Annotated in this window: 22 protein-coding genes; 14 read left to right on the forward strand and 8 right to left on the reverse strand. The window is 72.7% G+C overall.

All coding sequences use genetic code 11. The annotated features are described in order from the left end of the window. Positions 1-38: 38 nt before the first annotated feature. Positions 39-776 carry a transcriptional repressor LexA gene (gene lexA / locus TR42_RS06950; protein ID WP_052405744.1) on the reverse strand — a complete coding sequence of 246 codons (738 nt, stop codon included), beginning with the start codon at positions 774-776 and terminating at the stop codon, positions 39-41. Positions 777-953: 177 nt separating this feature from the next. Between lexA and TR42_RS06955 the strand changes: the two genes are divergently transcribed. Both TR42_RS06955 and nrdR read left to right on the forward strand, forming a co-directional pair. Continuing rightward, the gene (locus TR42_RS06955) at positions 954-1,268 is read left to right on the forward strand and encodes a LysM peptidoglycan-binding domain-containing protein (protein WP_052405746.1); all 315 of its coding nucleotides are present in this window, start codon (positions 954-956) and stop codon (positions 1,266-1,268) included. 79 nt (positions 1,269-1,347) lie between these two features. Continuing rightward, positions 1,348-1,833: a transcriptional regulator NrdR gene (gene nrdR / locus TR42_RS06960; protein WP_042214351.1), complete on the forward strand. Its 486-nt coding sequence runs from the start codon at positions 1,348-1,350 to the stop codon at positions 1,831-1,833. Here nrdR and TR42_RS14795 read toward each other — a convergent pair. Together TR42_RS14795 and serA are read right to left on the reverse strand one after the other, a co-directional pair. Beyond that, positions 1,796-3,580: a DEAD/DEAH box helicase gene (locus tag TR42_RS14795; protein WP_081953241.1), complete on the reverse strand. Its 1,785-nt coding sequence runs from the start codon at positions 3,578-3,580 to the stop codon at positions 1,796-1,798. The two genes, nrdR and TR42_RS14795, sit on opposite strands and share 38 nt — an antisense overlap. Beyond that, on the reverse strand, positions 3,577-4,782 hold the full coding sequence (serA, locus tag TR42_RS15300) for a phosphoglycerate dehydrogenase (RefSeq protein ID WP_042214567.1): 1,206 nt from the start codon (positions 4,780-4,782) through the stop codon (positions 3,577-3,579). The genes TR42_RS14795 and serA overlap by 4 nt, the downstream gene beginning before the upstream one ends. Before the next feature lie 96 nt (positions 4,783-4,878). On the opposite strand from serA, the gene TR42_RS15305 reads away from it, so the two are divergent. Continuing rightward, positions 4,879-5,688: a zinc metalloprotease gene (locus TR42_RS15305; protein WP_052405751.1), complete on the forward strand. Its 810-nt coding sequence runs from the start codon at positions 4,879-4,881 to the stop codon at positions 5,686-5,688. 16 nt (positions 5,689-5,704) lie between these two features. Here TR42_RS15305 and TR42_RS06980 read toward each other — a convergent pair whose 3' ends face one another. Then, positions 5,705-7,894 (reverse strand): HelD family protein, encoded by a 2,190-nt coding sequence (locus TR42_RS06980; RefSeq protein ID WP_042214353.1) that lies wholly within the window; start codon positions 7,892-7,894, stop codon positions 5,705-5,707. A gap of 155 nt (positions 7,895-8,049) precedes the next feature. Here TR42_RS06980 and TR42_RS06985 point away from each other — a divergent pair, with 155 nt between their 5' ends. Further along, the gene (locus TR42_RS06985; RefSeq protein ID WP_052405800.1) at positions 8,050-8,973 is read left to right on the forward strand and encodes a PAC2 family protein; all 924 of its coding nucleotides are present in this window, start codon (positions 8,050-8,052) and stop codon (positions 8,971-8,973) included. A gap of 144 nt (positions 8,974-9,117) precedes the next feature. Then, a complete protein-coding gene (locus TR42_RS06990) occupies positions 9,118-9,321 on the forward strand; it encodes a cold-shock protein (protein ID WP_042214354.1) in 204 nt (67 codons plus the stop codon). A gap of 101 nt (positions 9,322-9,422) precedes the next feature. On the opposite strand, the gene TR42_RS06995 is transcribed toward TR42_RS06990, so the two are convergent. Beyond that, positions 9,423-10,202: a spermidine synthase gene (locus TR42_RS06995; protein ID WP_042214356.1), complete on the reverse strand. Its 780-nt coding sequence runs from the start codon at positions 10,200-10,202 to the stop codon at positions 9,423-9,425. A gap of 83 nt (positions 10,203-10,285) precedes the next feature. Between TR42_RS06995 and TR42_RS07000 the strand changes: the two genes are divergently transcribed. Then, positions 10,286-10,663: an SCO2097 family morphological protein gene (locus tag TR42_RS07000; protein WP_042214571.1), complete on the forward strand. Its 378-nt coding sequence runs from the start codon at positions 10,286-10,288 to the stop codon at positions 10,661-10,663. 150 nt (positions 10,664-10,813) lie between these two features. On the opposite strand, the gene TR42_RS07005 is transcribed toward TR42_RS07000, so the two are convergent. Genes TR42_RS07005 through TR42_RS07015 form a run of 3 tightly spaced genes read right to left on the reverse strand, consistent with a single transcriptional unit; the run spans position 10,814 to position 15,221 of the window. Beyond that, on the reverse strand, positions 10,814-12,976 hold the full coding sequence (locus TR42_RS07005) for a transglutaminase TgpA family protein (RefSeq protein WP_042214357.1): 2,163 nt from the start codon (positions 12,974-12,976) through the stop codon (positions 10,814-10,816). Beyond that, on the reverse strand, positions 12,973-14,229 hold the full coding sequence (locus tag TR42_RS07010) for a DUF58 domain-containing protein (RefSeq protein ID WP_042214359.1): 1,257 nt from the start codon (positions 14,227-14,229) through the stop codon (positions 12,973-12,975). The genes TR42_RS07005 and TR42_RS07010 overlap by 4 nt, the downstream gene beginning before the upstream one ends. Next, positions 14,226-15,221 carry an AAA family ATPase gene (locus TR42_RS07015; protein WP_042214361.1) on the reverse strand — a complete coding sequence of 332 codons (996 nt, stop codon included), beginning with the start codon at positions 15,219-15,221 and terminating at the stop codon, positions 14,226-14,228. Before TR42_RS07015 ends, TR42_RS07010 begins: the two co-directional genes overlap by 4 nt. Positions 15,222-15,464: 243 nt before the next feature. On the opposite strand from TR42_RS07015, the gene mraZ reads away from it, so the two are divergent. The 8 genes from mraZ to murD all read left to right on the forward strand — a co-directional run bounded on the left by mraZ (position 15,465) and on the right by murD (position 24,553). Next, positions 15,465-15,893 (forward strand): division/cell wall cluster transcriptional repressor MraZ, encoded by a 429-nt coding sequence (mraZ, locus tag TR42_RS07020; protein WP_042214573.1) that lies wholly within the window; start codon positions 15,465-15,467, stop codon positions 15,891-15,893. 111 nt (positions 15,894-16,004) lie between these two features. Continuing rightward, positions 16,005-17,000 carry a 16S rRNA (cytosine(1402)-N(4))-methyltransferase RsmH gene (rsmH, locus tag TR42_RS07025; protein WP_042214364.1) on the forward strand — a complete coding sequence of 332 codons (996 nt, stop codon included), beginning with the start codon at positions 16,005-16,007 and terminating at the stop codon, positions 16,998-17,000. Continuing rightward, on the forward strand, positions 16,997-17,386 hold the full coding sequence (gene ftsL / locus TR42_RS07030; protein WP_052405755.1) for a cell division protein FtsL: 390 nt from the start codon (positions 16,997-16,999) through the stop codon (positions 17,384-17,386). The genes rsmH and ftsL overlap by 4 nt, the downstream gene beginning before the upstream one ends. A gap of 4 nt (positions 17,387-17,390) precedes the next feature. Next, on the forward strand, positions 17,391-19,181 hold the full coding sequence (locus tag TR42_RS07035; protein ID WP_042214366.1) for a peptidoglycan D,D-transpeptidase FtsI family protein: 1,791 nt from the start codon (positions 17,391-17,393) through the stop codon (positions 19,179-19,181). A 2-nt stretch (positions 19,182-19,183) separates the two neighbouring features. Beyond that, complete coding sequence (locus TR42_RS07040) at positions 19,184-20,722, forward strand: UDP-N-acetylmuramoyl-L-alanyl-D-glutamate--2,6-diaminopimelate ligase (protein ID WP_042214368.1); 1,539 nt, start codon at positions 19,184-19,186, stop codon at positions 20,720-20,722. Further along, complete coding sequence (locus TR42_RS07045; RefSeq protein WP_042214369.1) at positions 20,719-22,098, forward strand: UDP-N-acetylmuramoyl-tripeptide--D-alanyl-D-alanine ligase; 1,380 nt, start codon at positions 20,719-20,721, stop codon at positions 22,096-22,098. The genes TR42_RS07040 and TR42_RS07045 overlap by 4 nt, the downstream gene beginning before the upstream one ends. Beyond that, entirely contained in the window at positions 22,095-23,180 is a 1,086-nt protein-coding gene (gene mraY / locus TR42_RS07050) for a phospho-N-acetylmuramoyl-pentapeptide-transferase (RefSeq protein ID WP_042214371.1), read from the forward strand. Before TR42_RS07045 ends, mraY begins: the two co-directional genes overlap by 4 nt. After that, entirely contained in the window at positions 23,177-24,553 is a 1,377-nt protein-coding gene (gene murD / locus TR42_RS07055) for a UDP-N-acetylmuramoyl-L-alanine--D-glutamate ligase (RefSeq protein ID WP_236623386.1), read from the forward strand. Before mraY ends, murD begins: the two co-directional genes overlap by 4 nt. The last annotated feature ends 3 nt before the right edge of the window (positions 24,554-24,556 follow it).

Genomic DNA, 24,556 nt, shown 5'->3' on the forward strand with positions numbered 1-24,556 from the left:
CGGCCGGGCGACGCCGGACGGTGCCCGGACGCCGTCCGTCAGACGCGGCGCAGCACCGACACGACCTTGCCCATGATGCGGGCGTGCGTGCCGTCGATCGGCGTGTACGCGGGGTTGTGCGGCATGAGCCAGACCTGGCCGTCCTTGCGTCGGAAGGTCTTCACGGTCGCCTCGTCGTCGAGCAGCGCGGCGACGATGTCGCCGTTGTCGCAGCTGTTCTGGCGGCGCACCACCACCCAGTCGCCGTCGCAGATCGCGGCGTCGATCATCGAGTCGCCGGAGACCTGGAGCATGAACAGCTCGCCGTCGCCGGTGAGCTGGCGCGGCAGCGCGAAGGTGTCCTCGACCTCCTGCTCGGCGAGGATCGGGCCACCGGCCGCGATGCGCCCGACGAGCGGAACGATCGAGAGGTCGTCCGGCAGCTGCGCGCCGGGAGGCGCCGCCGGCACCGGGGGAGCCTCGACGGCGGCGGGGGGCTCCTCGCCCGGAAGCACCACCTCGATGGCGCGCGGACGATGCGGATCGCGCCGGAGCACACCCTTGGCCTCGAGCGCGGTGAGCTGGTGCTTCACCGAGGAGGGCGACGTGAGCCCGACGGCGTCGCCGATCTCGCGCATCGACGGCGGGTAGCCGCGCTCGAGCACGGTCGCGCGGATGAAGTCGACGACGGCGCGCTGACGCGCGGTGAGCCCGGTCGCCGGGTCGTGCAGCTCGTGCACCGTCGCGCCCTGGTCGCCTCCGCCGGTGCCGGCCTCGGTCGAGCCGTCGTGCCTCATCGCTGTCTCCCGCCGTCCGCGTTGTCAGACCCCGGTGGTCCTCTTGTCTCATGACGCTAGGGCAAAGCGGCGTCGAGATCAAACATATGTTCGACCGTGTCTTGTCAGCGTCGGACCCGAGTGCTAGAACTAGAACATACGTTCGATAGAACAGGTGTTCGAATCGAGGAGGCAGAGATGGGCATCTACGCACCGCAGACCGCAGAGGCGCGAGCGCGACGCACCCGCACGGGACGGGCAGGCGCGATCGCGCTGCTGCTCGCCGCCGCGGCGATCATCGGCCCTCAGGCCTTCGCGTCGGACGGCCCGGGCGAGCCCGTGGCGGTCAACTCGTACATGGTGGCAGCAGGGGAGACGCTGTGGGACATCGCCGCGTCGCTCACACCCGACGGCGATGACGTGCGTGACACCATCGCGCAGATCCAGCACCTCAACGCCATGTCGGGCACCTCGCTCGCCGCCGGCGAGCAGATCTACCTGCCCGTCCAGTAGGGGCGGCGCGCCGCAGCGGCGGCTCGCGGGCGTACCCCCGAGATTGGGTGCGTCGCCGGGTTCATGGGACGATGACCCCATGCACTGCCCGTTCTGCCGCAACGGCGACTCCCGCGTCATCGACTCCCGGACCGCAGACGACGGCTCGTCGATCCGCAGGCGACGCGAATGCCCGGCGTGCGGCAAGCGCTTCACCACGGTCGAGACCGCGAGCCTCTCCGTCCTCAAGCGCAACGGCGTCACGGAGGCCTTCAGCCGCGACAAGATCGTGTCGGGCGTGAAGAAGGCGTGCCAGGGGCGTCCGGTGAGCGACGACGACCTCGCGCTCCTCGCACAGAAGGTCGAGGAGGCGATCCGCGCGAACGGCCAGGCCGAGATCAACGCTCTCGAGATCGGCCTCGCCATCCTGCCGCCGCTGCGCGAGCTCGACGAGATCGCGTACCTCCGCTTCGCGAGCGTCTACCAGGCCTTCGACACCCTCGAGGACTTCGAGGCCGCGATCGCCCGGCTTCGCGCCGAGGATGCGGTCAGCGACCGCCCTTCGGCTTCCTCGGCTTCCGAGTAGAGCTGTCGTACGAGCCCTTCCCGCTCTTCGGCCCACCCTTCGTGGACTTGCCGTAGGGCTTGTCGGAGCGCCCGGAGGACTTGCCTCCGCGGTCGGACCGGTCGCTCGAGTAGCCACCCTTGCCGGAGCGGCTCGTCGAGTAGCCGCCCTTCGAGTAGCCGCTCTTGGAGTAGCCGCCCCTCGACTGGCGGTCGTCGCGGCGCGCGGGACGCTCGTCGAGCTGCGCCTCGCGCTCGTTCAGGCCGCGCTCGCGTGCGGCTAGAGCGGCCTCGCGCTCGGCGAGGCTGGCCTCCATGCGCGCCATCCGCTCCTCCATGCGCTGCGTGGCGGCGATCATCTCGTCGGCGCGGTCGTCACGACGCGGGGGACGCTCGTCCCGATCGCGGCGAGCCGGACGGTCGTCGCGGTCCCACTTGCGGGCCGGGCGGTCCTCCCAGCGGCGCTCCGTGCGCTGACGGTCGCCGCGGGACGGGCGGTCGCCTCGTCCGGGACGCTCGTACCGGCCCCGACGCTCCGGGCGCTGCGGCCGCGGCTCGCGGACGGGCTGCCACGACGGCTCACGCGCGCCGGTGAGCTCCTCGAGCATCGCGAGCGACTCGTCGTCCTCGCCGCGCACCTTGCGGAACGTGACGTCGACGCCGGCGCGCTCGAGCATGCGGTCCGTCGAGCGGCGCTGGTGGGGGAGCACCAGCGTGACGACGAGGCCCTCCTCGCCGGCACGCGCGGTCCGGCCCGAGCGGTGCGTGTAGTCCTTGTGATCGGCGGGCGGGTCGATCTGCATCACGAGGTCGACGTGGTCGACGTGGATGCCGCGCGCTGCGACGTCGGTCGCGACGAGCACGGGGACGTCGCCCGCGCGGAACGCGCTGATCGCGAAGTTGCGCTCGGCCTGCGAGCGGTCGCCGTGGATCGCGAGGGCGAGCACGCCCGCCTCGCGCATCTCGTCGGCGATCCGCTCGGTCGCGAGCTTGGTGCGCACGAACACGATGGTGCGGCCCTCGCGCGCGGCGATGCGGGTCGCGATCTGGTACTTCGCGTTCGGCGGGACGTTGAGGACCACGTGGCGCATGGTCGCGGGCTGGTCGTCGCCGTCGGTGACGTCGTGCGTGACCGGGTTGTGCATGTACTGCTTCACCAGGCGGTCGACGTCGCCGTCGAGGGTCGCGGAGAACAGCAGGCGCTGGCCGCCCTCGGGCACGCCGGCGAGGATCTCCGTGATCTCGTCCATGAAGCCCATCTCGGCCATGTGGTCGGCCTCGTCCATGACGATGAGCTCGAGCTCGGAGAGATCGGCGTGACCGTTGCGCACCAGGTCCGCCATGCGGCCCGGCGTCGCGACCACGAGGTGCACGCCGCGCTCGAGCGCCTGGATCTGCTTCGACATCGACAGTCCGCCCGCGACGAGCTTGAGCGACACGTGCATCGCGTGCGCGTAGGGCTCGAGCGCGTCGGAGACCTGCATGCCGAGCTCGCGCGTCGGCACGAGCACGATCGCGCGAGGGCGGCGCTTCTCCGGACGGGGTCCTTCGGCCAGGCGAACGATGGCGGGCAGGCCGAAGCCGAGCGTCTTTCCGGATCCCGTGCGGGCCTTGCCCAGCACGTCCTTGCCGGCCAGGGCGTCGGAGATGGTCGCGGCCTGGATGGGGAAGGCCGTGACGATGTCGTGGCGCGCCAGGGCGTCGACCAGAGGATCGGGCAGCCCGAGCTCGGCGAAGGAGACGGCGTCGGGGGAATCGGTGGTGTTTATGAGAGAACTCGCAGTCGTACGGTGCCGGGCATGCTCGACAGTGCCTGGACGGCGTCCTCGTCGAGGCCGGACGCGACGTCCGTCACCACGTAGCCGAGCTCGCCGCGGGTGCCGAGGAGCTGGGCGTCGATGTTGACGTTGTGGGCCGCGAAGACCTGGTTGACGGCGGCGAGGACGCCGGGGATGTTCTCGTGCAGGTGGGCGACGCGGTGCGAGCCCTGGACCTGGTCGAGCGAGAGGTTGGGAAGGTTCACGCTGAGCGACGTGGACGCGTGGAACACGTAGTCGCGCAGGCGTGTCGCGACGAAGATGCCGATGTCGCGCTGCGCCTCCTCGGTCGACCCGCCGATGTGCGGGGTGAGGATGACGTTGGGCATGTTCTGCAGCGGCGACTCGAAGGGGTCGCCGGTCTTCTTGGGCTCCTCGGGGAACACGTCGATGGCGGCGCCGCCGATCGCTCCCGACTCGAGCCCCGCCTTGAGGGAGTCGAGGTCGACGATGAAGCCGCGGGACAGGTTGAGGAAGACGGCGCCGTCCTTCATGGCTGCGAACTGCTCGGGTCCGAAGAAGCCGCGGTTGCCGCTGCGGCCGTCGACGTGGAGGGTCACCACGTCGGCCTCGGAGAGCAGCGCGTTGAGGCTCGGCATCGGCGTGGCGTTGCCGAGCGCGAGCTTCTCGGCGCTGTCGTAGAAGATGACGTTCATGCCGAGGGCCTCGGCGATGACGGACAGCTGCGAGCCGATGTTGCCGTAGCCGACGATGCCGAGCGTGCGGCCGCGGATCTCGTGGGCGCCCGTGGCGGACTTCGACCACACGCCCTCGTGGAGGCTGCGGTTGTGCGCGGGCAGGCGGCGCACCAGCGAGATCATCTCGGACACGGCCATCTCGACCACGGAGCGGGTGTTCGAGAAGGGCGCGTTGAAGGCCGCGATGCCGTGGCGCGCCGCGGCGGCCAGGTCGATCTGGTTGGTGCCGATAGAGAAGGCGCCGACCGCGATGAGGTCGGGACACGCCTCGATCACACGCTCCGTCAGCTGCGTCTTCGAGCGGATGCCGAGCAGCTGGACGCCCTGGAGGGCCGAGATGAGCTCGTCCTCGTCCATGGCTCCGCCATGGTTGACGACGTCGATGCCGGCGGCCTCGAGGATCTCGGTGGCCTTGACGGAGAGGTTCTCTAGAAGGAGTGCGCGCACGGGCGCTATCGTCTCGCACTTCCGGCCCTTCTCCAACTCGGGAGATGCCTCGGACGACGCTCGTTCCCGACGGGCGCTCACCCGGGCGCGTGGCACAGTGGCGTCATGAGACAGGCGGGCCGCTATCTGATCGTCGCGCTGCTCGCCGTGGCCCTCTTCGCGGCGGGTGCGTGGTGGCGCGGCGTGACGTGGTCGGACGTGCGTCACTGGGGGACCCCGCGCAACGCGATCGAGTCCGAGGGTCAGACGGTGCGGATCCCCGTCGCCGAGGGTGCCGAGGAGCGCCTGCTGCCCGAGGTCGAGGTCGCCACGGTCGGCGCGTACGACCTGCTCTTCCGCGACGGCGGGCCTGACGGCGGGCCGGTGCGGTACGACCCGTGCCGCCCGGTCGGCTACGTCATCGCACCGGACGGCATGCCCGAGGGCTTCGAGGACACGGTGCACGAGGCGGTCGCGTCGATCTCCGCCACGACGGGGCTGCTGTTCGCGTACGAGGGCCGCACCGACGAGCCCGCCAGCTTCGACCGGCCCCTGGTGCAGGAGCGCTACGGCGACCGCTTCGTGCCCGTGCTCATCGGGTTCCAGACCGAGGCGGAGAACCCCGACCTCGCGGGCACCGTGACGGGGCTCGGCGGGTCGAGCGCGGTGCCCGGCGCGTACGGCGACGCGAAGTACCTCCGCGCGGGCGTGGTGATCCTCGACGCGGAGGACGTGGCCCGGATCCTCGAGGACGGCGACGGCGAGGACCTCGCGCGCGCCGTCGTCGCGCACGAGCTCGGCCACGTGGTGGGCCTCGCGCATGTGGGCGACACCGAGGAGCTCATGCACGAGTCGAACCTGCGGCTCATCGACTGGGGCCCGGGAGACCTCGCGGGGCTCGCGCTCGTGGGGGCCGGGGAGTGCGAGCCGGGCTGAGCGCCCGGCCCGCCGGCTACGCCTCCTGCAGCACCAGCCCGTCGGGCAGCGGCGACGTGTGCACCACCTCGAGCCTGCGCGTGGGTCGCGTGAGCGCCACGTAGAGGTCTCCGGGGCGCTCGGCGATCTCCGCGGGCTCGACCACCACGGCGACGTCGAACTCGAGGCCCTTCGACTCACGCGCCGTGTACAGCTCGACGGTCGCGGGCAGCGCCGAGCGCAGCGCCCCGTGCAGACGCGGCGGCGCGATCACCGCGACGAGCCCGCCGTCGCCCTCGGCGAAGGCGCGCTCATGGGAGGCCGCGACGCGCACCGCCGTGGCGACCGCATCGTCCGCGCGTACCGCGGCCGCGGCGTCGTCGAGCTCGCGCGCGGCGCGCAGCTCGCTCACCGGCAGGCGCGCCGCCTTGGCGAAGGCCTGGGCCGCATCGGCCACCGCCGCGGGGATGCGGTACGAGATGGTGAGCTCGCGCAGCTCCCAGCCGGCCTGGAACAGCGGGTCCATGGTCTCCGGCCACCAGTGCGTGCCGGCCACCGAGGTCGTCTGCGCGACGTCGCCGACGATCGTGAAGGAGCGCGTGGGGCAGCGGCGGACCAGCATCCGCCACGCCATGGGGCTGAGCTCCTGAGCCTCGTCGACCACCACGTGGCCGTAGGTCCACGTGCGGTCGCCGCGCGCGCGCTCGGCCACCGACAGGCGCGCGGTGCCGCCCTTCATGCGCGCCGCGAGCGCCTCGGCGGTGACCATGCCGCCGTCGCCGAAGGTCTCGAGCACGTCCTTCGCGTACTGGAGCTCCTCCGCGGACGGCTCGTCGGAGCGCCGGTTGCGCCCGCCGGGCAGATCGCCGAGCAGCTCCGCGGCCTCGTCCAGCAGCGGGACGTCCGCCTCGGTGAAGGGGGCCGCGGACGGGCGCAGCAGCAGGTCCCGCTCGTCCTGCGGCAGCATGCGCGCCGCGTGGTCGAGCAGGTGGGGCTTGGAGAAGAGGTCGCGCAGCAGCTGCTCCGGCGTGATGGGGAGCCAGCACAGGTTGATCGCGATGCGGATGTTGCGGTCGTCGCGCACGTCGCGCTCGAGCTCGATGCGGTCCTCGTCGGAGTAGACCTCGAGCTGCTCGACCAGCTGCTTGGTGAGCCGGCCGATCATGTCCTTCGCGAACAGCGCGCGCGCCTCGTTGTGGGGGCGGCCGTCGCGGCGGGCGCGCCCCTGGGCGTCCTTGACGTCGGAGCGCTTGATCACCACGGTGCGGCCGTCGATGCGGATCTGCTTGTCGGCGCGGGGCACGCGCTGGCGCTCGCGGACTGCGGCCTTCACCACGTCCGTCATGAGCGTGCGGCCCTTGATCTCGGCGGACGCGTCGGGCTCGACCGCGGTGACCGTGATGCCGGGGACCAGGCCCGCGAGGGTGGTGGAGACGGCACCCGTCTCGCCGAGCGAGGGGAGGACGTGGTCGATGTACCGCAGGAAGGTCTTCGACGGGCCGATGAGGAGCACGCCGCGCGACTCGAGCTGCTCGCGGTGGTGGTAGAGCAGGAACGCGGCGCGGTGGAGCGCCACGGCGGTCTTGCCGGAGCCCGGTCCGCCCTGCACCACGAGCGCGCCGGCCATGGGGGCGCGGATGACGGCGTCCTGCTCGGCCTGGATGGTGGCGACGATGTCGCCCATCCGCCCGGTGCGGCGCGCGCCGAGCGCGGCGAGCAGCGCGCCTTCGCCGGCGAGCGCCGTGTCCGCGCCCATCTCGCGGAGCGCGTCGACGTCGAGCACATCGTCCTCGACCGCGGTGACGCGACGACCCAGGGTGGTGAGGTGACGGCGGTTCACCACCTCGCCGGGGTTGGCGGCCGTCGCGGAGTAGAAGGCCCGCGCCGCGGGCGCGCGCCAGTCGGTGAGCAGCGGGACGTGCTCGGCGTCGGACAGGCCGATGCGGCCGACGTAGAAGCGCTCGCCGTCGCGCAGGTCGAGGCGTCCGAAGCACAGACGGTCCTCGACGGCGTCGAGCTGCGAGATGCGGTCCTCGTAGAGCGTCGCGAAGGCGTCGCGCTCGGAGCGGTTCTGCGGGGAGCCCGAGGGCCCCTCCTTACGGATCGCCGCGAGCCTGTCGTCGGCCTCGTCCCTGAGCTCGTCGAGCCTCGAGTACAGGCCGTCCACGACCTCCTGCTCGGGCGCCAGCCCGCTCCGCTCCGCCGTCAGTCCACGCTCGTTCGCCATCGGCATACCCTCCGCACACCCTGTGTTGACTTCAGCAGGGCAGTCCCTCATTATCGCGCGTCTTCGGCGTCTCCGAAAGCACCGGGGGCCCGCATGTTTTCGCGGAGCGCGAGAACCTCGCCCTCGGAGCCGCAGCGGTGGAAGGATGGATGATCATGGAACGACCTCTCATCACGTGGGACCCGGACGGCGTGAAGGCCTGGGGCGAGGCCGCGCCCGAGCACGGGGCGGCGCTGCTGCACTCCCTGCGCGGATTCATCGACGCGGGGCGCGCGGGCGCGCTCGTCGCGGACCACATCATGGAGACGTGCGACCCGGTGCGCGTCGCGACCTTCGACATCGACCAGCTGCTCGACTACCGGTCGCGACGTCCCGAGATGACCTTCTCGGTGAACCAGTGGACGTCCTACGACGAGCCGCACCTCGCGCTCGACCTGGTCCGCGACCAGGAGGGCACGCCGTTCCTGCTGCTCCACGGCTTCGAGCCGGACATCCAGTGGGAGCGGTACATCGCGGCGGTCCGCGACCTCGTCGAGCGGCTGGGCGTGGGGCTCACCCTGGGCTCGCACGGCATCCCCATGGCGGTCCCGCACACGCGCGAGCTCACCGCGACCATCCACGGCACCGATCCCGATCTGCTGCCCGACACGCCGACGATGTTCGGCACCGTGACCGTGCCGGCATCCGCGCAGAACCTCCTCGAGTACCGCTTCGGCCAGTGGGGGCTGCCGGCCGTCAACGTGGCGGTGCACGTCCCGCACTACCTCGCGCAGTCGTCGTATCCGCAGGCCGCGCAGCGGGCGCTCGAGGGCCTCGAGGACCTCTCCGGACTGGACCTCGACCCGGGCGCGCTCGACGAGCCGGCGGGTCGCGCGAGCGAGGAGATCGAGCGTCAGCTGGCCGAGAGCGAGGAGGTCCAGGCGCTGGTAGAGGCCCTGGAGAACCAGTACGACGCCTTCTACGAGGCCCGCGGTCAGGGGCTCCCGCTCGAGGGCGGGCTGCCCTCCGCGGACGAGATCGCCGCGGAATTCGAGAAGTTCCTCGCGCAGGAGCGCAGGGATCCCCCCACTGCGCCTTGATTTCTGACACACTGGCCGCGGTTGCAAGAACGTAGTGTGCAAGAACCTGTCTCACCGGGGTGGGGACGCGGCATTGCGGCGACAAGGCGTGGCACGGTGCGGCGCCTTCCCGTCACCCGGGCACGAAGGTTAGGAAAGACAGGCATGGCACAGGGCTCTGTGAAGTGGTTCAACGCGGAGAAGGGCTACGGCTTCATCGCGCAGGACGGCGGCGGCGCGGACGTGTTCGTCCACTACTCGGCGATCGAGACCGACGGCTACCGTTCGCTCGAGGAGGCGCAGCGCGTCGAGTTCGAGGTCACCAATGGTCCGAAGGGCCCCCAGGCGGAGCAGGTTCGCCCGCTCTGATCCGACCGGGATCCGTCGCACGAAGGCCGTCGCCCTCCGGGGCGGCGGCCTTCGTCGTCCCCGGGACGATGCGGGGGCGGCGGGCGGCGGGCGGCGGGCGCTCAGCCGGCCCAGGCGGTCGACACGCCGGTGGGCAGCGGCGCCGAGGCCGCGTAGCGCCGCAGCGCGTCGAGATCGAGCCTGTCGTCCACCGGGCCCGCGATGACGACGTTGCCGCGCCGCTTGCCCTTGAGCACCGCGTGCTCGCCGATCGCGACGATCTCGCCGAGCGCGGCGCGCGCGGCCGCCGCATCGTCCCGCGCGGTGCGCCCGCCCGGACGGGTGCCCACGTTCGCGAGCACGAGGCCGCGGGGGCGCAGGGTGCGCGCCGCATGGCCCCACCATTCGGGCGAGGCGAGCGCGGCCGGCGTGGAATCGCCCGCGAAGGCGTCCCTCACCACGAGGTCGAGGCTCGCGTCCCGGCGCGTCGCGACGGCGTCGAACCCGTCCTGCGCGCGGATCCGCAGCCGCGGCGCTCGCGGCAGGTCCCACCACGTGCGCACCAGCTCGGGGAGCGTCGCGTCGACGTCGACCGCGATGTGGCCCGAGTCAGGGAAGCGGTGCGCGAGGTGGCGGGGGAACGCGCAGGCGGCGGCGCCGACGTGCAGCGCGAGCATGCGCGACGGCGGGTCCCACGCGGCCACCGCCGCCGACAGGTGGCGCATGTACTCGAAGGCGAGCTGGTCGGGGTCGGAGTCGAGCGGAGAGCTGGGAACCCCGTTGACCCACAGGAACGTTGTCCCATCGGGCTCGTCGCGGAGCTCTGCGACGCCGGTCGCGATGGCGAACTCGACGCCTCGCTCCACGTCGGGGGCGACTCGACCGGTTCGCTGGCGGGGCATGAGCCCCACCCTAGAGGCTCGTCTGGTACGCACGACCGGCGACCGATAGACTTGACACCACGGTGCACTGGAAGGAGGGCGCGATGCCGCTGTCGGAATACGAGCAGCGCGTGCTCGAGCAGCTCGAGAGAGACCTCGGCTCGGACGTCAAGCTCGGCTCGGCGATGGCGCGCGCGTCGCGTCGTCGGGGCCGCTACGTCTGGGCGGGTGTCGGCGTGGTCGCCGGCCTCGGGATCGTGGTCACGGGCGCCGTCACCCAGCTGGTGATCGTCGGAGTCGCGGGCTTCGCAGTCATGCTCGCCGCGGCGATCTGGGCGCTGCTCGCGCCGCGGTCGACCGTCGCAGCCTCGGGTCCCCGTCCCGCGACCGGGTCGCAGACGGGCCGCCGCAAGGCGGACAAGGGCTTCATGGCCCGCATGGAGGAGCGCTTCGAGCGTCGTCGCGAGCAGGGCGATATCTAGTTTCTGCAGTTCCTCATCGGGGGACTGCGTTGCGCAGAATGGACCGTGGCGGAGGCCACGGTCCATTCGCATGGAGGCGCGCGTCGCCTGGGTGAAGCCGTCGCCTGGCCGCGATCGGGCGGTGCTGACGGCTGATCGCGCGGCGGCTGCTCAGGAGCGGGCGCGGGCGTGCGCCGCCCGGTCGGCCTCCTTGGCGGCCTCGACCACCGTGTCCGCCCACGCGGCCAGCGCGGCGGGTGCGGCGTCCGTGCCGCGCGGCGAGTAGCGGTGGTCCTCGACCGCCGCACGAAGCGAGCCGAGCGCCTCGCGCGCCTCGTCGCCCAGCTCGGGGCCCTCGCCGACGATCCATGCCTCGGTCTCCGCAGGCGTGAGCGACGGATCTCCCGCGCGCTCACCCAGACCGCGCCGCAGCGCAGCCCAGGCGTCCTCCGGGTCCTCGACCTCGTCCGCACGCGCGCGGCGCCGCAGCCAGATCGCCGCACCGGCCGCGACCGCGAGGAGCCCGGCGCCCCCCGCCGCGAGCCACGGGAACCCCGCCTGCTCCTCGGCGGTGCCGCCCGAGGTCTCGTCGGGCTGGTCGACCTGCGGCTGACGGTCGGGGAGCACGGTCGAGCGCGCGTTGGGCTCCTGGAACGGGAACGCCTGGCTGTCCGTCTGCTCCACCGACGCGTACTCCGGACGCAGGCCGGTCTGGACCGCAGGCGTCGGCTCGAACCGCACCCATCCGTGCCCGGGGAAGTACAGCTCGGGCCACGCGTGCGCGTCGCGACCGCGCACCACGTAGCGCTCGCCGTCCTCGACCCCGCCGAGGAAGCCGACCGCCATGCGCGCGGGGATGTCGAGCGTGCGGGCCATCACGACCATGGCGGTCGCGAACTGGACGCAGTAGCCGCGGCGCTCCTCGAGGAACGTCGACACCGCATCGTCCCCCGTCGGGGTGACGTCCGTGTCGTACGTGAAGCGCGGCCCGCGGAGGTACTCCTGGAGCATCCGGGCGGCCTCGTAGCGGTCGGCCGCACCCGTGGTCTGCGCCTCCGCCACGGCGCGGACGGACGCGATGTCGATGCGCTCGTTGAGCTCGAGGTAGCGGTCGGGGACGCGGTCGTCGCCGCCCTCGTCGATCAGCGCGTCGGCGGCGCGCAGCGCCTCCTCCGTGGTGAAGTCGCTCGCCATCCGCACGGTGTAGCTGAGGCCCTGCGTGCCCTCGGGCCGGTCGACCACGATCTCGTCCGTCGAGCTGTCGTACCGCCACTCGACGCCGGCGACCAGCGTGCGCGGCGCGGACGGCACGGGGACCCGCGTCTCGGCGAGCGCGCCGATCGAGACCGACACCGTCGTGGGGGAGTCGAGGACGGAGGACGGGACCTGCTCGGACCACAGGATGCCGTTGGCCGGGACCGTGGCGCCCTCGGGGTCGCGGTCCCAGCGGGTGCCGTCGAAGAAGCTGAAGGAGTAGGCGCGGAGCACGTCGACCCGGCCGCCCGTCGACGAGTACGCCAGCACGGGCTCCGAGGAGCGGGACGTGAGCGAGTCCCGCAGGTCGATCTCGAGGTCGAGGCGGGAGGCCCCGCCGAGCGATGCGGGCAGCGTGAGCCGGGGGATCTGGCCCCAGCCGGGGCCGCCGATCGCCAGGGGCGCCGCCGCGAGCCCGATCGCGACGGTGGCCGCGATCGCGGCGGCCGCGATGCCGGCCGGCGCGGGTGCGGCGCCTTCGCGGGCGCGCGCATGCCAGGTGCCGTGCTCGCCGCGTCTCGACAGGGCCACCACCGCGAGCCACGCCGCGAGCGCGCCCGCGAGCGCGAGCGTCGGGATGCGGCGCTCGAGCGTGAGCGCCGGGAGCCACGGCACCAGCAGGATGAATCCGGCCGAGGCGGCGAAGCCCGCGCCCACGGCCATGGCGTCGACGACGACCAGCAGCGCGACCGCGCCCGCCACGATGGTGCCGGCGAGCGCGGGGACCACGGCGGCGGGCGCGACCGTGACCTCGGCGTAGGCGATCGCGTCCCGGAGCACCACGAGCGCGGCGGCGGGCGTCCCGGGACCGGGGATCCATCGGGTGCCGCCGTCGTCCGCCGGGATGTACGTGACGGTGAGGAGCCACGTCCCGGCGAGCGCGCCGGCCACCGTGGGGAGGAACGGGCGCGCGGTCGCGAGGCGAGCGAGCGTGATGACCGCCGCGGTCGCGGCGAGGATCGCCGCGACCGGCCACAGCCAGGCGCCGAAGGAGACGAGCCCCGACAGGCCCGCGAGCCCGAGCCCGACCGCGACGGCCATGAGCGGGGTCGCCAGCAGCCGCCACCGTCCCGCGCTCATGTCGCGCCCTCCGCGAGCAGCCGTGCCCAGGCGTCGGTCAGCGGCTCGGGCTCGAGCGAGAGGACCGCGCACCAGCCGGCGGCCCGCAGCGCGGTGACGGTGTGCTCGCCGCGCGCCCGTGCGGCGAGCGACGTGCGGACGAGCACCCAGGCGCGCCCGTCGTCGCCGAGCGGCGAGAGCGCGCGAAGCGCGGCGGTCCCCAGCGGCTCGATCACCGCGACCACCACGTCGCGCCTGTCATGCCCCACGAGCCCGATGCTCGTCATGAGCGCCTTGTCCGCCTCGGCATGCGTATCGCTGGGCTCGAGATCGAGGGTCGCGTCGAGCAGCGTGGCGCGCGCCGCCTCGGCGGCGCGCCCGTGCGTGTCCTGCACGCTCGTGAGCGCGGAGCCGGCGATGAGCCGCACGGGATGGCCCGCCTCGACCACCGACAGCGCGACCGACGCGGCGGCGGTGATCGCCCATTCGAGCCCCGGCTGCGACGGCGCGATGCCCAGCAGGATCGTCGCCGCGGTGCGGCCCTGCTGCTCCTCGGAACGGACCACGAGCGTGCCGCGCCGTGCGGACGAGGCCCAATGGACCCGCCGCAGGTCGTCGCCGTCGCGGTAGTCGCGCAGGGCCACATCGTCCGCCGCAGGGATCCGCGCGCCCGCATGCGCCCGGTCGGCCGCCCCCATGAGCTCCCCGGCGCTCGCGGCGAGGTCCACGACCGCCGGCCAGACCGCGACCAGCCCCGACCCGCCGACGGGCTGGTCGGTCCACGCCAGGCCGAACGGGTCGGCCGCGCGCACGAGCGCGGGGCCGAGCGCCCACCGTCCCCGGCGCGTGGGCTCGAGGCGGTACCGCAGCTCGATCCCGGTCGAGCGCCGCGCGATCGAGGCGCGCGTCGTCGCTCCTCCGGTGAGCTCCGCCGCCGCCTGCTCGCGGATGCGCAGGCGCCGCGCGATCCCGGAGCGGGTCTCGACGCGGACGACCACCTCGGCGGGGCTGCCCGCGCTCAGCGTCGGCGGGGTCACCTCGCGCGACAGGCGCATCACATGGGAGCGCGTCGCCAGCACCTGGGCGCCGATCACCGCGGCGGCGACCGCCACCGCCGTGACGACGGTGCCCGCGATGAGCACGAGCGGCGCCGAGGCGAAGCCGACTCCGACGACGAGCAGCACCGCCCCGCCCACGGCGAGCCCGACCCCGCGCGGGAGCACCGCGGTCTGCGCCCCGTCGTTCCGCGGCGTCGGCGTCGGGCGGCCGCTCATCCTCGCGCGAGCGGCTCGGGGGAGCGCGCCGCCGGCACCGCGACCTGGGCGATCACGTCCTCGATCACGGCCTCGGCCGTGCGGTTCGCGCCGCGCGCCTGCGCGGACGGGATCACCCGGTGCGCGAGGACCGGCACCGCGAGCGCCTTGACGTCGTCGGGCAGCACGTGGTCGCGGCCGTGCATCGCGGCGCGCGCCTTCGCTGCCGCGAGCAGCTGGAGCGACGACCGCGGCGACGCGCCGAGCCGGAGCTCCGCGGTCGCGCGCGTGGCCCGGACCACGTCGACCAGGTACTGCTTGACGGCCGGGGCGCCGTAGATGCCGCGGACCGTCGCGATCGCGCGCTCGAGGTCCGCCGCGGTCGCCACCGGGTGGACGTCGGCGAGCGGGTCGTGGCCGTCGTGCGCGTCGAGCATCGCGACCTCGTCGGCGCTGGTGGGGTAGCCGACCGCGATGCGCGTCATGAACCGGTCGCGCTGCGCCTCGGGCAGGGGATAGGTCCCCTCCATGTCGATCGGGTTCTGGGTCGCGATCACCAGGAACGGCGCCGGCAACGCGCGGGTCTCGCCGTCGACGGTGACGGAGCGCTCCTGCATCGACTCGAGCAGCGCCGCCTGGGTCTTGGGCGAGGCGCGGTTGATCTCGTCCGCCACCACGATGTTCGCGAACACGGGTCCCGGGCGGAACTCGAAGCGGTGCTCGTCGCTCCGGAAGACGCTCACGCCGGTGACGTCGGACGGGAGCAGGTCCGGCGTGAACTGGATCCGGCCCACGCTCGCGTCGAGAGCCCGGCCCAGCGCGCGGGCGAGCGTCGTCTTCCCGACGCCGGGGACGTCCTCCAGCAGCAGGTGGCCCTCCGCGAGGACGGTGGCGAGCGTGGCGTCGACCGCATCGTCGAGCCCCGACAGCACCGTGTCGAGCTGTGCGCGCACCTCCTGCGCCAGCCGCGCGACGTCGGCGAGCTGCTGAGCGGACGGGACGGTCGTCGTCATGGGTTCCCCTCTCCCTAGTGCTGAGCCTAATTGAGCCGCGAGGCGTTTGGGTGTGACAAATCCCTCCACCATCCTCCACGCGATTTACCAGGTCTTATATAGGAATCTAGAAGAAATTCGCGCCACCTCCCGAGATTTGTGGAGAGAAGTGGAGTAAAGTGGGGGACACGGGAGTGACGGGGAGCCGCTTGAGGGGAGGGGCGCATGTCGGACACCGCGACGATGGGCCTCGGACCCACGGGCGTGTTCCTCGGCACGTTCACGCCGCGCCTCGACGACAAGGGGCGGCTGATCCTTCCCGCGAAGTTCCGCGGCCGGCTCGCGTCAGGGCTGGTCGCAACCCGCGGTCTCGACCGCTGCGTCTTCCTCTTCCCTCTGGACGAGTTCGCGCTCATCCACGACCGGCTGCGCCGCGCGCCGCTCGAGAACAAGCAGGCACGTGACTACCTGCGCAGCTTCCTCGGGCATGCGAGCGACGACATCCCCGACAAGCAGGGCCGGATCCTGCTGTCGCAGCCGCTGCGCCGCTACGCGGGGCTCGAGCGCGAGGTCGCCGTGGTGGGGATGGGATCACGCGTCGAGGTGTGGGACGCGGAGAAGTGGGAGCAGTACCTCGAGGCCGGCGAGGACGCGTACGCGGAGACGGCGGCCGAGATCTTCGACGACATGTAGGAGCACGTGCCCCGTGGCCTCCTCCCGGATCGCTCTGGCGGACTTCCCCCCGCCAGAGGAGCTCGGAGGGAGACCACGAGGCACGAGCACAGCCCAGGGACGGGAGGGACGATGCAGGAGCAGGGCGACGCGGCATCGCGGCACACGCCGGTGATGCTCGACCGGTGCATCGACCTCCTCGCGCCCGCGCTCGACCACGACGGCGCCGTCGCGATCGACGGCACCCTCGGCATGGGCGGCCACACCGAGGGCATCCTCGAGCGCTGCCCGAAGGCCCGCGTGGTCGGCATCGACCGCGACCCGCAGGCGATCGCGCTCGCGTCCCAGCGGCTCGCGCGCTTCGGCGACCGTTTCATCGCCCACCACGCCGAGTACGACGACATCGCCGGCGCGCTCGCGGCCGCCGGCGCGACGCACGCCGACGGCATCCTGCTCGACCTCGGTGTGAGCTCGCTCCAGATCGACGATGCGGAGCGAGGCTTCTCGTACGCCCAGGACGCGCCGCTCGACATGCGGATGAACCCCGAGGACCCGGTGTCTGCGGCCGACCTGCTGCGCGACGCGGACGAGCGCGAGCTCACCCGCATCCTCCGCGAGTACGGCGAGGAGCGCTTCGCGTCGAAGATCGCGCGCTCGATCGTGCGGCGCCGCGAGACCGCGCCGATCACGCGCTCGGCCGAGCTCGTCGACCTCGTGCGCGCCTGCATCCCCGCGGCGACCCGCTCGCCCGGCGGAGGCAACCCCGCGAAGCGCACCTTCCAGGGCCTGCGCATCGCCGTCAACCGCGAGCTCGAGGTGCTCGAGCGTGCGATCCCCGCGGCCATCGAGGGCGTCGGCGTCGGCGGCCGGGTGGTCGTGGAGTCGTACCACTCGCTCGAGGACCGCATCGTCAAGCGTGCCTTCGCCTCGGGCGCCGAGTCGCAGGCGCCCCCCGGGCTGCCGATCATCCCCGAGGCCGATCAGCCGTACCTGCGCCTCCTCACGCGCGGCGCCGAGAAGGCGTCGGCCGAGGAGGCCGAGTCCAACCCCCGGTCGAAGCCGGTCCGCCTCCGTGCGGCCGAGCGGCTCCGCCCCACCCCGCCCGAGCGCCTGAGGAGGAACGCATGAGCGCCGCCCTGCGTCAGCAGCGTCAGTCCGCCGCTCCGCGCACCGGGACGGCGACGCGGCCGCGGCTGAGCCCGGTCGCGATGCCGGAGACCAACCGGCCGCTCGCGCTGTTCGCGTGGCTGTGCGGCGGCATCGTCATCCTCGCGCTGGGCGCGGTGCTCCTCATCAACACCACGATGGCCGAGGGTGCCGAGACCCGTCGCTCGCTCCGGATCGAGATCGCGGACCTCCACCAGCAGCAGGCGGCGCTGCTCGAGACGCTCGACGCGAACGCGGCTCCCGAGAGCCTCGCCGCCCGCGCCGGCGCGCTCGGCATGGCGCCCGCGACGGCGCTGGGCTTCATGTCACTATCGGATGGCATCGTGCTCGAGACCGGGAAGAAGTAGACGCATGCCCTCCTCCCGCGCTCCGCGACTCGCGGATCCGCGGCTCCGCCAGCGCATCATCGCGCTGGCGCTGCTCGCGGTCCTCGTGGTGTTCGCCGGCAGGCTCGTCATGGTGCAGGCGGTCAACTCCAAGGCGATCGCCGCCGACGCGCTCCAGCAGCGGCTCGTGACGTCCGAGATCACGGTGCCGCGTGCGGACATCGTCGACCGCGACGGCGTGGTCCTCGCCACCTCGGTCGAGCGCTACAACGTGGGCGTCAACCAGCAGAAGATCCTGACGTTCACGCGGACCGAGGACGGCCAGGTGGTGGCCGAGGGCCCCGCGGGAGCGGCCGAGATCCTCGCGCCGATCCTCGACATGGACGCCGACGAGCTCGGCGCGCTCATGGTCGGCGACAGCACGTTCCGCTACCTGGTCAAGGACATCTCGCCCGAGACCTGGGAGCTCATCGCCGCGGAGAAGATCGTCGGCATCGAGCCCGAGAAGGTCGAGAAGCGGATCTACCCCAACGGCGCCCTCGCGGGCAACGTCGTCGGGTTCATGGGCGGCACGGCGGAGGGCACCGGCACCACGGGGCTCACCGGCGTCGAGGCCGCATACCAGGACGAGCTCGAGGGCACCCCCGGCGAGCGCACGTACGAGAAGGACAACACCGGCGCGTACATGATCCCGACCGGGGTCCAGGAGGAGACGGCCGCGGTCCCCGGCCAGGACGTGGTGCTGTCGATCGACCGCGACATCCAGTGGTACGCCCAGGAGCGCGCCCAGGAGGCGATGGCGGAGACCGGGGCGAGCCAGGCGACCGTCGTGGTCCAGGACACGACCACCGGCGAGATCCTCGCGCTCGTGGACTCCGACAGCGTCGATCCGAACGATCCGGCCGCCTCGGACAGCGACGACCGCGGCGCGCGCTCGGTGTCGACGGTGTTCGAGCCGGGCTCGACCGCGAAGGTCATCACCATGGCCGCCGCGCTCGAGGAGGGCGTCGCGACCCCGCTGACACGCTTCACCGCGCCGTACCGGTACACGACGAAGAACGACCAGACGTTCACCGACTCCCACGACTACGGCGAGCAGAAGCTCACGCTCGCGGGCATCCTCGCGGTCTCCTCCAACACCGGCACGGTGCAGGTGGGCGAGATGCTCACCGCGGAGCAGCGCTGGGAGTACCTCGACAAGTTCGGCTTCGGGCAGACCACGGGCGTGGGCCTGCTCGCGGAGTCGCCCGGCATCCTGCACGACTGGGAGGACTGGGACGGCCGCACCACATGGGCGGTCACGTTCGGTCAGGGCGTCGCCGTCACCGCGCTGCAGACCACGCAGGTCTACTCGATCGTCGCCAACGGCGGGCTCAAGATCCAGCCGACGGTGGTCAAGGGCTTCCGGGACGCGGACGGCACCTTCACCGAGGTGGAGACCGCCGAGCCCGAGCGCGTGATCTCCGAGTCGACCGCCACGCAGCTCATGACGATGCTCGAGGACGTGACCCAGTCGGGCGGCACCGGCGTGCTCGCGAAGATCGACGGCTACCGCGTCGCCGGCAAGACCGGAACGGCCCAGGCCACCGGCGCGGACGGCCGCCTGACCTCCTACGTGGCGTCCTTCGTCGGCATCGCACCCGCCGACGACCCGCGTATCGTCGTGTCCGTCATCCTTCGGGATCCGAAGACCGAGATCTGGGGCGGCACCACGGCCGCCCCGGTGTTCAAGGATGTGGCAACGTTCGCGCTCCAGTCGCTGCGGGTGCCGCCGTCCACCTCGGACCCCGTGCTGTACCCGACCACCTGGGAGTGAGAATGCCGGACCTCGCGATGCGCCCGAACCGCGTCGCCGGCGCCCTGCTGACCGCCATCGAGGCGCGCGTCGGCGGCGACCTGCACGGACCCGATGCGCGCGTCACCGGAGCGACCGTGGACTCGCGCGGCGTCGAGCCGGGCGACCTGTTCTGCGCGCTGCCCGGAGAGAACGTGCACGGTGCGCGCTTCGCCGCCCAGGCCGTCGAGAACGGCGCCGCCGCGATCCTCACGGACCTCGCGGGCGCCGACGAGTGCCGCGCCACGGGTGTGCCCGTGCTCGTCTCGACGCATGCGCGCCGCTCCGCCGCGCTCGCCGCCGCCGAGATCTACGGCGATCCGTCGCGCGACTTCCCGCTGATCGGGCTCACCGGCACCAACGGCAAGACCACCACCGCGTTCCTCACCGAGGGCGCGCTGCGCTCGGTGCATGCCAAGGTCGGTCTGCTCGGGACGGTCGAGATGCGCATCGGCGACGAGGCGGCGCCCGCCGCCCGCACCACCACCGAGGCGCCGATGCTCCAGGGCCTGCTCGCCCGCATGCGCGAGGCCGGGGTCACCGCGGCCGTGGCCGAGGCATCGTCCCAGGCCATCGCGCTCGAGCGCGTCACCGCGACCCGTTTCGCCGTGGTCCTGTTCACCAACCTCTCGCACGAGCACCTCGACTTCCACCACACCATGGAGGAGTACTTCGAGGAGAAGGCCCGCATCTTCACGCCGGAGTTCGCCGAGCGCGCGGTGGTGCTGGTCGACGACGAGTGGGGACGGCGCCTGGTCGACGAGGTCTTCGTGCCGGTCGAGACCGTCGCGACCCGGCCCGGCACGCCGTGGGCCGACTGGAACGCGATCGACGCGGTGCCGACCGACCGCGGCGGCATGCGCTTCGTGCTCGTCGCTCCCGACCGCTCGCGTCACGACGTCGAGATCCCGCTGCCCGGGCTCATCAACGTCTCCAACGCGACCGGTGCGATCGTCGCGGCGCACGCGGTCGGCGTGCCGCTCGAGGACGCGATCCGCGGCGTCGAGACGGCGCGTGCGGTCCCCGGCCGCACCGAGATCGTCACCACGCGCGACGCGGAGACCCCGATGACGGTGGTCGACTACGCGCACACGCCCGACGGGATCGCGAGCGTGCTCGACGCGATGCGCCTCGTGACGCCGGGGCGCATCTTCATCGTCTTCGGCTGCGACGGGCTGCGCGACGACTCCAAGCGCCCGGGGCTCGGCACCGCGGCCGCCACGCACGCGGACGTCGTCATCGTCACCGACGAGAACCCCCGCACCGAGCCGCCCGAGCACATCCGGGCGCGCATCCTCGAGGGCGTCGACGCCCAGCGGCCCGGCCGCCGCGACGTGCTCGAGGTCTTCCCGCGCGCCGAGGCCATCGCGGCCGCGGTCCGGCTCGCCGGGCCCGAGGACACCATCATCGCCACCGGCAAGGGGCACGAGACCACACAGGAGATCGACGGAGTGCATCACCCGTACACGGACGCCGGGGCGTTCCTCGAGGCGCTGGCCCGATCGCGCGAGGAGCGCGCGTGAGGCCGGTCACGGCGCAGTGGGTCGCGAACGCGGTGGGCGGAACGCTCGCCGCCGACGTCGACGCCATGGTGCTCGGCGTCGACAAGGACTCGCGCGCGGTCCGGCCCGGCTGGCTCTACGTCGCCTTCATCGGCGAGCGCGTCGACGGCCACGACTTCGTGCCGCAGGCGATCGAGGCCGGCGCCGCGCTGTGCCTCGTGTCCGAGCCCGTCGACGCCCCGCACGTGCTCGTCGCGGACGTCCAGGCCGCGCTCGGCGACCTGGCGCGCGCCTACCTCGCGCTGCTGCGCGCCGAGAGCGGGATCACGGTCATCGGGATCACCGGCTCCAACGGCAAGACCACCACCAAGGACCTCCTCGCGCAGGCGCTTCCCGACGTGGTCGCGCCGGTCGGCAGCTTCAACAACGAGATCGGGATGCCGCTCACGGTGCTGCGCGCCGACGCCTCGACGCGCTTCCTCGTGCTCGAGATGGGCGCGAGCGGCCTCGGCCACATCGACTACCTCACCTCGATCGCGCCTCTCGACATCGCGGTGGTCCTCACCGTCGGCACGGCGCACATGGGGGAGTACGCCTCGCCGGACGATGTCGCGGTCGCCAAGAGCGAGATCGTGCGCGGGCTGGTGCCCGGCGGCGTCGCGATCGTCAACGGGGACGATGCCCGGGTCGCGCCGATGGCCGCGCTCGCCGAGCGCGCGCTCGTCTTCGGCAACGGGCACGGCGACCTCGCCGCGCGCGGCGTGGTGACCGAGCGCGGACGAGCCTCGCTCGAGGTCGCGCTGGCGGGCGACTCCGGGACGGTGCTGCCGCGCCGCACGCTGTCGCTCGTGGGAGAGCACCACGTCACCAACGCCCTCGCCGCGCTGGGCGTGTGCCTCGAATGCGGCCTCGATCCCGAGGACGCCTGGGAGCGGGTCGCCGCCGCGGGCCCCGTGTCGGCGCACCGCATGGCCGTCACCGAGCGCCCCGACGGCGTCACCGTGATCGACGACGCGTACAACGCCTCGATCGAGTCCGTGCGGGCCGCGCTGCGCGCCCTCAAGCTCGTCGCCGACGGCGGGCGCACCTTCGCGGTGCTGGGCGAGATCCGTGAGCTCGGCGACGCGTCGGTGACCATCCACGATCAGATCGGCACCGAGGTGGTGCGCCTCCGGATCGACCGCACCGTCATCGTGGGCGAGGGCGCCCGTCCGGCCTTCGTCGCCGCGGTGCGCGAGGGCTCGTGGGGCGACGAGGCGGCCTACGTCGATACAATCGGCGAGGCGCGCGCGCTCCTCGAGGATGCGCTCGCACCAGGGGACACCGTCCTCGTCAAGGCCTCGCACGGCTCCGGCCTGTGGGAGCTCGCAGACCAGCTCGTGGGAGGAGCCCGATGAAGGCGGTGGTGTTCGCGGCAGGGCTCGGAGTCCTGCTCTCGCTGGCGCTGACCCCGGTGCTGATCCGCTACCTCACTCAGCGTCAGCTCGGACAGTTCATCCGCGAGGACGGCCCCGCGAGCCACCACGTCAAGCGCGGCACGCCTCAGATGGGCGGCCTCGTCATCATCCTCTCGACCGTGGTCGCCTGGCTCGCAGGCAACCTGCTCGTGGGACGCGCGCCGAGCGCCTCGTCCATGCTCGTCGTGTTCCTCATGGTCGGGCTCGGCTTCGTGGGCTTCCTCGACGACGCGATCAAGATCTCGAGGGAGAGATCCCTCGGTCTCAAGGCACGGTGGAAGTTCCTGGGGCAGGGCGTGGTGGGCATCACGTTCGGCGTCCTCGCGCTGCAGTTCCCCAACGACCAGGACGTGACGCCGGCGGACACCGCGATCTCGTTCCTTCGCGACACGAACATCGACCTCGCGATCTGGGGGCCGACCATCGGCCTCATCCTCTTCGTCATCTGGTCGAACCTGCTCATCACCGCGTGGTCGAACGCCGTGAACCTCACCGACGGCCTCGACGGCCTCGCCTCGGGCACGGCGGTGATCTTCTTCGCCGCCTACGTGCTCATCGGCGTGTGGCAGATCAACCAGACGTGCGGCGTCACCGACGCGGGAGGCACCTGCTACGAGGTTCGCGACCCGTGGGACCTCGCGATCCTCGCCGGCGCGATCGCCGGCGCGTGCCTCGGCTTCCTGTGGTGGAACACGAGCCCTGCGAAGATCTTCATGGGAGACACCGGATCGCTCGCCATCGGCGGCGCGATCGCGGGCATGACCATGGTGACCCGCACCGAGCTGCTCGGCGTGGTCGTCGGCGGCCTGTTCGTGCTCGAGGTCGCGAGCGCGGTGCTCCAGATCGGCTACTTCAAGATGTCCGGCGGCAAACGCCTGTTCAAGATGGCGCCCATCCACCATCACTTCGAGCTCATGGGCTGGGGTGAGGTGACCATCGTGGTGCGCTTCTGGATCATCGCCGCGATGTTCACCGGCCTGGGCATCGGCATCTTCTACGCGGAGTGGGTGGCATCGCTGTGACGGAGCCGACGACCCTCGAGGGCCGTCGCGTCCTCATCCTCGGCACGGGCGTCGCGGGGACCTCCGCCGCCGAGGTGACGCGCGAGCTCGGCGGCACGCCCGTGACCGTCGACGCGAACGGCACCGCGGACCACCGCGACGTCGCCGAGGTCGACCTCTCGACCGTCGACGTGGTGATGGCGTCCCCGGGCTTCGCCCCGCACTCCGGCGCGGTGCGCGCGTGCGAGGACGCCGGCCTCGAGATCTGGTCGGAGATGGAGTTCGCGTGGCGCGTGCGCCGCCCGGGCATCCCGTGGGTCATGGTCACCGGCACCAACGGCAAGACCACCACCACGCAGATGGTCGGCGCGATCGCGAAGGCGGGCGGGCTCGACGTGCGCGTGTGCGGCAACATGGGCATCCCCGTGATCCACGCCGCGCGCGAGGAGTCCGATCTGGTGGCCGTCGAGATCGCGAGCCTCCAGCTCCACTTCGCGCACACCATCTCCCCGCATGCCGCGGTGTGCCTCAACGCCGACGACGACCACACCGACTGGCACGGCAGCCTCGAGGCCTACCGCGCCGACAAGGCGAAGGTCTTCCAGCACGTGCAGGTCGCGTGCGTGTACCCGGCGGCCGACGCGCGCGTCGAGGCGATGGTCGCGGACGCCGACGTGGTCGAGGGGGCGCGCGCCGTGGGCGTGACGCTCGGCTCGCCCGGGCCCAGCCAGCTGGGCGTGGTCGAGGGGCTGCTGGTCGACCGCGCGTTCGTGCCCGACCGCCATCGCCAGGCCGCGGAGATCGGCGAGATCGACGACCTCGCGCACCTCGTCGCCGGCGACGTCCCGCCGTACCTCGTGGTGAACGCCCTCGCCGCCGCGGCGCTGTGCCGCGCGGTCGGGGTCGCGCCCGAGGCGGTGCGCGACGGGCTGCGCACGTTCCGCCTGGACCAGCATCGGACCGCGTGGGTCCGCGATCTCGACGAGGTCGCGTACGTCGACGACTCGAAGGCGACCAACGCGCACGCGGTGCAGGCGGCCTTCGGCGGCCGACGCGAGCGGTCCGTGGTGTGGATCGCGGGCGGGCTCGCGAAGGGTCAGGAGTTCTCGGGGCTCGTCGAGGAGATCGCGGACCGCGTGAGGGCGGCCGTGCTCATCGGCGTCGACCAGGAGCCGCTGCGCGACGCCCTCGCGACACACGCGCCCGATATACCCGTCCTGGCCGTTCCACCGGGGGAGGATGTGATGCAGCGGGCGGTCGATGCGGCCCGCGGGCTCGCGGAGGCGGGGGACACGGTCCTCCTGTCACCTGCCTGCGCATCGATGGATCAGTTCCGCAGCTACGCGGACCGAGGAGAGGCGTTCACCAGAGCGGTGGAGGCATTGGACCGCTAGGAG

The sequence above is a fragment of the Demequina mangrovi genome (assembly GCF_000759715.1).
GTDB lineage: Bacteria > Actinomycetota > Actinomycetes > Actinomycetales > Demequinaceae > Demequina > Demequina mangrovi.

Coding starts and splice junctions, on each gene's coding strand:
- mraY (WP_042214371.1), top strand. CDS start 22,095: ATGAAGGCGGTGGTGTTCGCGGCAGGGCTCGGAGTCCTGCTCTCGCTG.
- TR42_RS06980 (WP_042214353.1), bottom strand. CDS start 7,894: ATGGCGAACGAGCGTGGACTGACGGCGGAGCGGAGCGGGCTGGCGCCC.
- TR42_RS06985 (WP_052405800.1), top strand. CDS start 8,050: ATGGAACGACCTCTCATCACGTGGGACCCGGACGGCGTGAAGGCCTGG.
- TR42_RS15305 (WP_052405751.1), top strand. CDS start 4,879: ATGAGACAGGCGGGCCGCTATCTGATCGTCGCGCTGCTCGCCGTGGCC.
- TR42_RS07015 (WP_042214361.1), bottom strand. CDS start 15,221: ATGACGACGACCGTCCCGTCCGCTCAGCAGCTCGCCGACGTCGCGCGG.
- lexA (WP_052405744.1), bottom strand. CDS start 776: ATGAGGCACGACGGCTCGACCGAGGCCGGCACCGGCGGAGGCGACCAG.
- TR42_RS06990 (WP_042214354.1), top strand. CDS start 9,118: ATGGCACAGGGCTCTGTGAAGTGGTTCAACGCGGAGAAGGGCTACGGC.
- rsmH (WP_042214364.1), top strand. CDS start 16,005: ATGCAGGAGCAGGGCGACGCGGCATCGCGGCACACGCCGGTGATGCTC.
- ftsL (WP_052405755.1), top strand. CDS start 16,997: ATGAGCGCCGCCCTGCGTCAGCAGCGTCAGTCCGCCGCTCCGCGCACC.
- TR42_RS07010 (WP_042214359.1), bottom strand. CDS start 14,229: ATGAGCGGCCGCCCGACGCCGACGCCGCGGAACGACGGGGCGCAGACC.
- TR42_RS07005 (WP_042214357.1), bottom strand. CDS start 12,976: ATGAGCGCGGGACGGTGGCGGCTGCTGGCGACCCCGCTCATGGCCGTC.
- TR42_RS06955 (WP_052405746.1), top strand. CDS start 954: ATGGGCATCTACGCACCGCAGACCGCAGAGGCGCGAGCGCGACGCACC.
- TR42_RS06995 (WP_042214356.1), bottom strand. CDS start 10,202: ATGCCCCGCCAGCGAACCGGTCGAGTCGCCCCCGACGTGGAGCGAGGC.
- TR42_RS07040 (WP_042214368.1), top strand. CDS start 19,184: ATGCCGGACCTCGCGATGCGCCCGAACCGCGTCGCCGGCGCCCTGCTG.
- nrdR (WP_042214351.1), top strand. CDS start 1,348: ATGCACTGCCCGTTCTGCCGCAACGGCGACTCCCGCGTCATCGACTCC.
- TR42_RS07000 (WP_042214571.1), top strand. CDS start 10,286: ATGCCGCTGTCGGAATACGAGCAGCGCGTGCTCGAGCAGCTCGAGAGA.
- TR42_RS07035 (WP_042214366.1), top strand. CDS start 17,391: ATGCCCTCCTCCCGCGCTCCGCGACTCGCGGATCCGCGGCTCCGCCAG.